We start from the raw sequence: 8,972 nt of genomic DNA on the forward strand, positions 1-8,972 counted from the left end.
GGATAGCCACTGCGGCTGTAGAGCTGACGACCATCCCAATAGGCACGCACACCATCATATTTTTCACTGACCAGCCAGTCATGCAAACCTTCAGGTTGCACTTCGTCAGGGCCAATTGAGGTGGCAAGCATGGGGGTGTGCGAAGATGCCGGGGCTGCCTGCAGGGCGAAAGGAAGCCCAAGTAGCAACAAGGCAGAGGCGGGTTTGAACATGAGTGTCATCCTTGAGTCAGGTTGGGTCGGCTATCCGTGCCGACCAGAAACAACAAGGGCCGCCGAAGCAGCCCCTGTCCAAAACAAGTACTCTAGAGGTATCAGTTCCCCAGCATGTAGTCGATGCTGGCCTGAATCTCTTCGTCGGAGCAGCTAGAGCAGGTGCCGCGCGGTGGCATGGCATTGAAGCCATTAAGAGCATGCGTCAGCAGGGTTTCCATGCCCTTCTCGTCAAGGCGCAGCTGCAGCTCATTGGTGCCAAACTTGGGCGCACCCAGTACACCGGTGCCGTGACAGGCTGCACAGCTGGCCTTGTATACATCCTCACCAGAACGGCCACCGGCAGAACTGCCAGCGGCGGCAACAGCTGCAGCGCCGCCACAGTTCTCGTCGCCTTCAACGCAAACTGAACCAACAGGCTTGATGCGCTCGATGATTTGTTCTTCAGCAGGAGTAGCAGCCTGAACCGATACAGTCAGGGCCATGCCCAGACCAAACGCGCAGAGTGCAGATGCAGCTTTTGCAGCAAATTTATTCACAGTCACGACCTCATCACTTGGTAAGTTGGCGGGGCAGCGATGCCTGGCTGATGGTCGAAGATGCCGTAGCGGCAGGACCTGATGCAGACATGACTGCGCACACAAAAATCTGACCCGGGATTATACCGGCAAAAAAGCCCATACGGAAATTGAGTTGAAGCATTCCCGCGCCACTTTATACCTGCCTTTTAGTCGCAAGGATCACCCGGCGGGCTGCAGAGGCGTTAGAATTCACTTGGCAAACACGGTTCTGATCCGTAGTATATGGCCCGCAAACACTTCTATTACGCGCCTGTAGCTCAGCTGGATAGAGTAGCAGGTTCCGATCCTGTTGGTCGGGGGTTCGAATCCCTCCAGGCGCGCCATTTTTTACCTCTCCCTATGTTATTGAGTTCCTTCGGAACTGCTACGCTATCCACCTGAGCTACGGCGCGCGTGGAAAACTTTGCACAGTCTGGATTCCGGCTTGGTCACAATCTGATCACAGTGGTGGGTGGTTCAACTCCGGCGGAGTGGTATGATCGAGTCTTATCTTGATCGCAGGGACTTGGCACAGCTCATGGAATGGCTCTCTTCGTTATCAGCCTCTTTACTCGTTGTCCTATTGTATCTTTTGCCATTGTTCTTGTTGGCAGGCATCGCGCTGTACACCAAGCGGATGTTGTCTCGGAATCGTACCTCCCCTCTTGGATCTGACCTGCTACGTCCTGCAGGTTACAGCCTACAAAAGTCAGTAGATGATCTGCAGCTTGACTTGATGGAGTCGTTCGTTGCCATTCCTCTCATGAGCAGCAGCATGCCTCTGATTCTGTTGGTGCAAGAAAAGTTGCTCGGGAAGACGTTCGGTTGGAGTACATGGGGTTTGGTTGCCATCGCTGCTGCCTGTGTTGTGGGTTACTACATCTACAAGGCTGTGGCCATTGTGAAGAAGCTGGCACGCTTGCGTTTGGGGCTTGCCTGCGAAATGGCGGTCGGTCAGGAACTGGAGCAGATCATTCGTCCAGAAGGTCACCCATATCGAATTTTTCATGATCTGCCGTTTGAAGGCTTTAATGTCGATCACCTCGTGGTGAGCCCCAACGGCGTGTTCATTATTGAAACAAAAGGCCGCTCAAAGCTGGTTCTGGATGGCAAGAAACAGGCTCGTGTTCGTTTGGAAGGAGATGCTCTGCATTTCCCGACTCATGTTGAGACCAAACCTCTTGAGCAGGTGCGGATGAATGTGAAAGCTGTTCGGAACTGGCTCAATCAGGCAACTGGATTTGATGTGCCGGTCTCGGGTGTTCTTGTGCTGCCGGGGTGGTATATCGAGCGCAAGCAACGAGCGACAGATCCTTATGTACTGAGTGCAAAAGAGTTGCCATCACAGTTGCCGCGTTTGCATGCAGGTTCACTTGAGTTAGGGCAGGTGCAGGCTATTGGTTATCAGGTTAGTCAGCGTGTGAGGAATGTTGATAGAACGAGAGCTAAATAGAATTAGAATTGTGCTGATGGGAAGATGTTAAAAAGGTTATAAGTGGAGTAGGCATAGCCATGCGGAAGCTTGATTTTTTTGGATATAAGATTAGGTTTACAAGAAGGAAGCTACTTTTCGTTTTAATAGTATATTCCATACTTTTTGTTCTTGGTGTTGGTATATGGAAAGGTGTATTTTTTGAGAATTTTGGCCTAACCCATTGGATTAAAAGCCCTCAAGATGGTGTGGCCTACACGCCTCCTTCATTTTGGGAGTCATTTGTAGCTTCAGCTCTTCAAGATGTTCTTTTCTTCATAGGAGTGGGTTACTTCCTCTTCTTGTATAATGACAAAGACCCAAAGGATGATAGTTTTACAACGAAGGTGAATTATTTTTACCCAGACGTTGCTGCAGATAGTGAACATATGAAGTATCTTATTAATCTTATGAATAAATCTTCATGTGTTGCCTTGAAAACTCAGAAGCATATTTCAATTGGTGCGATCCAAGGTAAACTGTTACAACTTGATACTGCAACATATATAAACATCAAAAACCTGCATCACAATCATGATCTTGTAAGGAATGAAGGTGTTTTAAAGCTAATTCCCGATGACGATGTTGAATTTCCTGATGGGGTTTGGGGGCGAATAAATGAGCTGACAATTAAAACTGAGACCAGCCCTATTCAATGGATAGCAAAGTGTGAGCGTTTGGCAGGCGATGAATTTTCTGTTCCATATAAGATAAAACTGAAAGCAGGAGAAGAAGGTGAGTTTAGATCAAATTACAGTATGTGGGGGAAGATAGGAGAATCCACCGATATGCGGGTTCAAATGTATACTAAAGAATACGAGCTTAACATTGATAATAAGTTAGATAGTAATGAAGTTGAAGTACGGATAACTATTCCTGGTTCATCGGAGCCGACAATAGTGCGTATTCCGCCAATGGGATCTCTGCCGGAACCAATTATGATAAGTAACTTTAAGCCTGTTACAGATATTCTAAAAGTACTCATTGTTCCCGTGCCGCATGATGTAATTGGTGACGGTAGCCAGAACCACCCCGAGCAAGCTGATGCTTTTACATATCCAAGTTAAGTGTGCGCCTGTAGTCTCTGGGTCGGGGAGGCAGTGAGCGCGGACATACGGACATCAATAGAAATAAGCAGAAATAAGCAGAAATAAGCAGAAATCGTATGTACAGGACGCATTCGCGTAGGCTAGGATTAGCGTAGGTTGAGAAAACGAGGAGGCCAAACATGTACAGAAGCGAAGTTGACGGTCTGTAAAGCCAAATGAATTCAATAGCTTGAGTGATTGCAGTGCAACACTCAGAGTGATAGTAAAGCCCAGCAATGCTGGGCTTTACTCGTTATGAGTTTGTGCTTTCTAGTTGCAATGGAGTGCGAGTTCACTGCATGTGAAGACGATTTATCGTAAGTGGGCTAACATAACCCTGAAAATATACGTTGACCAACAGCCTAAGAAACCGTTGCTCACCCGGACACTGATTACGAAGGGGAACCAGTCACCACGCTGGTTCCCCTTTGTTCTTTCTGCGCCAGCAATGCTGTGATCACTGTGCCGGTCACAATCTGATCACACTGGACTGCATTTCCTACCCGACACCGTGTGACCGGCTTCCTACAATCGTCATCAGCTTATCAAGTTGAATATGATTTGTCGGAGCAAACGATGGCAACAATCCGGAAGTTACGCAGCAAGTGGCAGGCGCAAGTTCGCATCAAGGGACACAAACCGCAGGCCAAGTCATTCACGCTCAGATCAGATGCGGTGGCTTGGGCACGTCAGGTCGAAACGGAAATCCAACGAGGTCTCTTTGTTGATACCGCTGTAGCTGAAAAAATGACCGTCAGAGACGCGATTGAGCGTTACCTCACCTCCATTAATGATCAGAAGAAACAGCGCATAGAGCGTTCTACAGCGCGTCCTGTGATTGCTTCATTGGGTCACATTTCGCTGTTCAACTTACATAACCAGCACTTGGCGGACTTCCGTGATGAACAGCTGAAGTTGGTCGGGACAACGACCGTCGTGCATCGGCTCTCGCTGCTCAGCAAAGTGCTTAAAATCGCGGCTCAAGAATGGAACGTGCCTTTTCCGAAAGGGATACCGGGGGTGCGTAAACCCAAACGGCCTCGTGGGAGAGATCGCCGGTTATTGGACGGGGAGCTTGATCAGTTGTTGGATGCCCTGTCTGAAACGCCACAGGTTCAGCAGATAGTGATCCTGGCTGTTGAAACAGCCATGCGCCGGGGTGAACTGGTCAAAATTGAGCGCAAGCATATCAATTGGAATACCAGAACCCTGCACATCCCGGAAACCAAGACCGGGGTGCCTCGTGATGTACCACTGTCAGAGCGCGCCATTGCCGTTTTGAAGGCCGTTTGTGGCAGTGCTGATCAGCTGGGCAAAGTATTCAATATCCAGCCAGACAGCGTTTCACAGGCGTTTGAACGTGCTTGCAAGCGTGCCGGGATTGAGGGTTTACGCTTCCACGATCTTCGGCATGAAGCCACCAGTCGGTTCTTTGAAATGGGCCTGAACACGATGGAAGTGGCGACAATCACCGGACACAAAACCTTGGAGATGCTGAGTCGTTATACTCACCTGCGTGCTGAGACGTTGGTTGATCGGTTGGCATCCTGACGAAAATACAGCTCAGGCAATGCTTTTTTGTCATGAGTAGTTGGTTCCCAGTTGTAACAAATCGGCGTATTTTAGTTGATGGATTCTCTGTAGGCCGCGTGGTTGCTGCGTTCGCTGATCAAAGTATAAGGAACCTGAGTGAAAGCAACGCGGCAGACAGAGGCATGATGCTGTTACTTATATAAGGACGAGTGCCGTTGATGAATCGAGACAGGCACCGCCCGGGTCATGTCTCCCGTTAACACCTATGACTATGACAGATAGTATCCCGCGCTTGCTCGGCTTCGAGTGGGCATCTCTGTAGATGTAGTTGTCCCCGCTAATCCGGGCGGCAGCATTCTCGATGCCGGGTGTGGATCGGGTGTGATGCAGCTTTCTTTAAACATAAAGGCTTTGAAGTGACCGCAATGGATGCGTCTGAAACGCTCTGTAAGCTCGCCTCAGCTCACCTTGGACAAGACGTACATATCCTGTGCTTTGATGAGATCGTTTGGGAGGGAGCGTTTGACGCTGTTTGGGCGTGTGTTTCGTTATAGCATGTCCCCCGAAGTGAATTACCGGATGCTTTTGAGTGTCTTTTCCGAGCGTTGAAGCCGGGTGGTGTACTGTATTGCTTGTTTAAGTATGGCACTGGAGAGCGTGAACAAGGCGGCCGACGCTTCACCGCTCTGGATGAACATGGTCTGGAGGCTGTAATAAGCCAGACGGGGGCCGCGGCTGAAGTTGAAACGTGGTTGATCGAAGATCAGCGCCCGGACAGGGATGAGCGTTGGCTGAATGCATTGGTTAGGTTGAAGAAGTCGTGAATTTTGGATGACAAAACAAGGACGTTTTACGACTTAAGGTCAAGTGTGGTTGTTGACTCAGTAATTGTCTTTTAAGAAAGGCATGCTTTATGACGCAATAAGAGCCGTTGCGTTAGCAACAGCTCTTGTGGTGTGTTTTTGCTTTTGTTTTATAACTGCTCATCAGGAAGGTATGACTCCCCCTACCCCAGTGGAAGATTTGATCTTCAACACTGAAGTAAGTCGTACCGTCCTCCTGAGAGGTCCTCGTTCGCACAGAGTGCGCTGCTCACCGAGGTTTGGCATCCTGCATTTTGTATCCGAACCGGGGGTGGTTCGTCACTGGCAGACCTGCAGAGAACTTTCGTTGACTCCGGTCGTGTACCCTATGCCAGATCCCTTCTGGGTACCGCTGGCTGATGCCAGCTTTACGATCATGCCCGAACGTTCGCGTCACCGATAAAGCATGAAAGGTCTTTCGACAATGCCATTATATTGATTTTCAGGGGTATATATCAAACCAGTGGCTGAGATGATTGCTGATTAATTGATGCAGGCAAAAGAGCGTTGAGTAAGGTAAGCCGTGTTGCAGTCAAATACCGATCGAGAAGCCACACAGAGCGAGCCTGAGGCGATTTATAACCCGAAGTATAGAAGGGTAATGACTGAGCGTTTCTCTCGTCAGGGAGCGAATTTAGAGCGTGAGCTGGATCGCCCATCCTTGGGCGAACTGCGGGGCGCGAGTGGCTCAGCTCAATCAGCAGGTACAGCTTCTGCTTCTTGCTCTTCGCTCTCAAAATCGGACTGGGTATCTTCAACGGGTTTGGCTTTGGTAACCGGTTTTGGCGGCGATGGCTGCCATGCTTTCAGATGCTGGCCGACCAAGTCATAAAATGTCCGTGTAACCTCTTCAACATCTTCAATGAAAGTACGCGAGCCGGCAAAACGTATAGCAGAGTCATGCAATAACACGACCTCAAATGCTACCGGAGCATGCTTAGGGTTATTGCACTGAATTTTGTTCGGGTCTTCCTTCAACTCGGTGAGAGAACAGGTTGTATCCTCGATCACAGAAGGCCACGATGCTTTGATAATCACTCGTGAATCATTTTCTGCTTGTTTGAGCATCCTCAAAAGCCAGTTGACCCGGGCCGAAGTCGATTTTTTATCCAGCGGTGCTTTCAGCTTCATTGACGCGGTGATTGAGCGGGAAACGAGATTCGCTTGGACGATCAAATCAGAGGCAGCATCAGGTATCTGTAATACTGCAAATAGAGTGTTGGTATCGCAGAAATCTGCTATCCGGTGTTTGAGCCGTGCAACAGGATCATCTTTGACTTTTCGATCCATCTTCAAATGCACGTTTTTGCCGATCAGTTTGGACATGTGAATGACCAAATCACGTTGCTCTTGCAGCCATGCTCCCACAGTGGCTTCAACATTCGGATCGGTGCGTTTGAGCTTGGTCTGGGAAACAGCCTCTTTAACAACCGTTTTCCATCCCTTGTTCATCTGTGTGAAGCCTTCAATTCCGGTCGAAGGATGATCCAGGAAGCGAATAAACTCTTTGAGCATGAAGGCTTGCTCTGAGTCTTCGACACTATTGTTGGATCGGAGAATTTGAGCTTCAGACAGTATCCATGCCCAAGGCCAATGGAACAGTTCTAGTTTGCGGAGCTGGTTCTTTGCAATTGGTACGGGGTGGTGGTCTGCTCTGGCAACCATTTGGTTGGATACAGTGATAACTGCATCGATACCATATTCTTTTGCCAATGCGACATAGCGTGCTACCTGCTCTTCTGAAAGCTGCGCCTTGCCGATTTTTGCTTCAATCAAAGCTGTCCAGCGTTGTTTACCGTTCACAATCTGAAGTAATGCATCCGGCCTGTCCTTGGTCTCACGTTTTCCGAGAGTAACTTCAGTCCATGCATATAGCTGGGCTCGTGCACCGAGTCGGTAATTACAGCTGGCGAGAAGATTTTTTGATAGAGCCGGGATTTGGGTCATCATCGCAAGACATACCGAGAGGATTCTTGCTTCTTTGTTTCCTTCAGACCCTACAGGAATAAGCCGAACGTTGTCCCCTTGAATCAAATAGTCTGGCTTCATCTCGCATCACTCCTTGAGCATTTAGATTCAGCCCAGTATAGACACCAAAATTAAGGGTTGTCACGGCACGGTCATTCCCGTTGATCGTATTCATCGAAACCGCAGCATAGAGTTGGCACATTCTGGTCACAGTGCCGCGCCGGAAATTGGAAAAAACCTGTGGTGGCAAATGATACCCATCACCCCGGAGTCAGGTGGTGTCTTGGGTTGGGTATTTTTGAGGAAAAGACGGTTAGCTTAGCCCGGTTTCCGATCCTGTTGGTCGGGGGTTCGAATCCCTCCAGGCGCGCCATTTTTTCTTATTGCAACACCCTTCCAGTTTTTCTACAGCTTCAAACAGAGCCTTATCGCCTGGAGGGTGAGAACCCCCGATGGGTTCGAGCCGAGCGAAGCGAGACCGCGTTGCCGAAGGCAACGACCCGCAGGGCGAGGCGTGCCGAGTAATCCCTCCGGGCGCGCCATTTTTTACCTTTCTTCTCTGCTCCGCTTTGTTGCCCGCTGCACCCATGTCGCTCGATTTGTTGATATGATTTCGCCCATAGCCAAATCAACCGTCAACCAAACAGGCCTTTTACCTGTTGCAAGGATCGCCGCATGCTGCCCAAAGACCCTGCTTCCATGAACACCTCCACCGCCTCGCTGGCTGGCTTGATCTGGTCGGTGGCCGATCTGCTGCGCGGTGACTTCAAGCAGTCGCAGTATGGCCGCATCATCCTGCCGTTTACCGTACTACGCCGCCTTGAGTGCGTGCTGGCGCCGACCAAGGACAAAGTGCTGGCGCTGGCCGAAAGCAGCAAAGCGATGCCGGATGACGCTCGCCATAAGGTTCTGCTCCATGCCGCCGACAAGGCGTTTTACAACACCTCGAAGCTGGATTTGGCGCACCTGGGCGAAACGCATATTTTCGATAACCTGGACAGCTACGTGCGCGCCTTCTCCAAGGATGCGCGGGAGATCTTTGAGCATTTCAGTTTTGAGAGCAGCCTCGACAAGCTGGATGAAGCCGACCTGCTGTACCGCGTGGTACAGGAGTTCGCCCATTTCGACCTGTCGCCAGAGGCGGTGAGCAACTACCAGATGGGTCTGGTGTTTGAAGACCTGATCCGCCGCTTTGCGGAAAGCGCTAACGATACCGCCGGTGAGCACTTTACCCCGCGTGATATCGTGCGCCTGACTACTTCGCTGGTGTTCAGCGG

The 8,972-nt window shown here is 50.0% G+C and carries 7 protein-coding genes, 1 tRNA gene, 1 other RNA gene and 1 pseudogene; 7 read left to right on the forward strand and 3 right to left on the reverse strand.

The annotated features are described in order from the left end of the window. A pseudogene (locus tag ACN0UY_RS12325) lies at positions 1-212 on the reverse strand (hypothetical protein); the annotation flags it as partial. 101 nt (positions 213-313) lie between these two features. Then, positions 314-697: a c-type cytochrome gene (locus ACN0UY_RS12330; protein ID WP_417667470.1), complete on the reverse strand. Its 384-nt coding sequence runs from the start codon at positions 695-697 to the stop codon at positions 314-316. Between the two features lie 342 nt (positions 698-1,039). Here ACN0UY_RS12330 and ACN0UY_RS12335 point away from each other — a divergent pair. The 5 genes from ACN0UY_RS12335 to ACN0UY_RS12355 all read left to right on the forward strand — a co-directional run bounded on the left by ACN0UY_RS12335 (position 1,040) and on the right by ACN0UY_RS12355 (position 5,688). Further along, a tRNA-Arg gene (locus ACN0UY_RS12335) sits at positions 1,040-1,116 on the forward strand. Between the two features lie 152 nt (positions 1,117-1,268). Further along, positions 1,269-2,225 carry a nuclease-related domain-containing protein gene (locus ACN0UY_RS12340; RefSeq protein WP_417667458.1) on the forward strand — a complete coding sequence of 319 codons (957 nt, stop codon included), beginning with the start codon at positions 1,269-1,271 and terminating at the stop codon, positions 2,223-2,225. A gap of 59 nt (positions 2,226-2,284) precedes the next feature. Then, positions 2,285-3,310 (forward strand): hypothetical protein, encoded by a 1,026-nt coding sequence (locus ACN0UY_RS12345; RefSeq protein WP_417667460.1) that lies wholly within the window; start codon positions 2,285-2,287, stop codon positions 3,308-3,310. 597 nt (positions 3,311-3,907) lie between these two features. Continuing rightward, on the forward strand, positions 3,908-4,882 hold the full coding sequence (locus ACN0UY_RS12350; protein ID WP_417667462.1) for a site-specific integrase: 975 nt from the start codon (positions 3,908-3,910) through the stop codon (positions 4,880-4,882). A 614-nt stretch (positions 4,883-5,496) separates the two neighbouring features. Further along, the gene (locus ACN0UY_RS12355) at positions 5,497-5,688 is read left to right on the forward strand and encodes a hypothetical protein (protein ID WP_417667464.1); all 192 of its coding nucleotides are present in this window, start codon (positions 5,497-5,499) and stop codon (positions 5,686-5,688) included. Positions 5,689-6,420: 732 nt separating this feature from the next. Here the strand turns inward: ACN0UY_RS12355 and ACN0UY_RS12360 are convergent. Next, on the reverse strand, positions 6,421-7,776 hold the full coding sequence (locus ACN0UY_RS12360; protein ID WP_417667466.1) for a hypothetical protein: 1,356 nt from the start codon (positions 7,774-7,776) through the stop codon (positions 6,421-6,423). 338 nt (positions 7,777-8,114) lie between these two features. On the opposite strand from ACN0UY_RS12360, the gene ACN0UY_RS12365 reads away from it, so the two are divergent. Together ACN0UY_RS12365 and ACN0UY_RS12370 are read left to right on the forward strand one after the other, a co-directional pair. Then, positions 8,115-8,237, forward strand: a non-coding RNA gene (locus ACN0UY_RS12365) — RtT sRNA. A 133-nt stretch (positions 8,238-8,370) separates the two neighbouring features. Then, positions 8,371-8,972 (forward strand): type I restriction-modification system subunit M N-terminal domain-containing protein (locus ACN0UY_RS12370; protein ID WP_417667468.1); only part of this gene is annotated, 602 nt, incomplete at its 3' end.

Origin of the sequence: Pseudidiomarina sp., assembly GCF_048268165.1 — a bacterium.
In the GTDB taxonomy this organism is placed as follows: domain Bacteria; phylum Pseudomonadota; class Gammaproteobacteria; order Enterobacterales; family Alteromonadaceae; genus Pseudidiomarina.

Excerpts from the sequence above, each read along its gene's own strand:
- ACN0UY_RS12330 (WP_417667470.1), bottom strand. The coding sequence starts at position 697 with ATGGCCCTGACTGTATCGGTTCAGGCTGCTACTCCTGCTGAAGAACAA.
- ACN0UY_RS12340 (WP_417667458.1), top strand. The coding sequence starts at position 1,269 with ATGATCGAGTCTTATCTTGATCGCAGGGACTTGGCACAGCTCATGGAA.
- ACN0UY_RS12345 (WP_417667460.1), top strand. The coding sequence starts at position 2,285 with ATGCGGAAGCTTGATTTTTTTGGATATAAGATTAGGTTTACAAGAAGG.
- ACN0UY_RS12350 (WP_417667462.1), top strand. The coding sequence starts at position 3,908 with ATGGCAACAATCCGGAAGTTACGCAGCAAGTGGCAGGCGCAAGTTCGC.
- ACN0UY_RS12360 (WP_417667466.1), bottom strand. The coding sequence starts at position 7,776 with ATGAAGCCAGACTATTTGATTCAAGGGGACAACGTTCGGCTTATTCCT.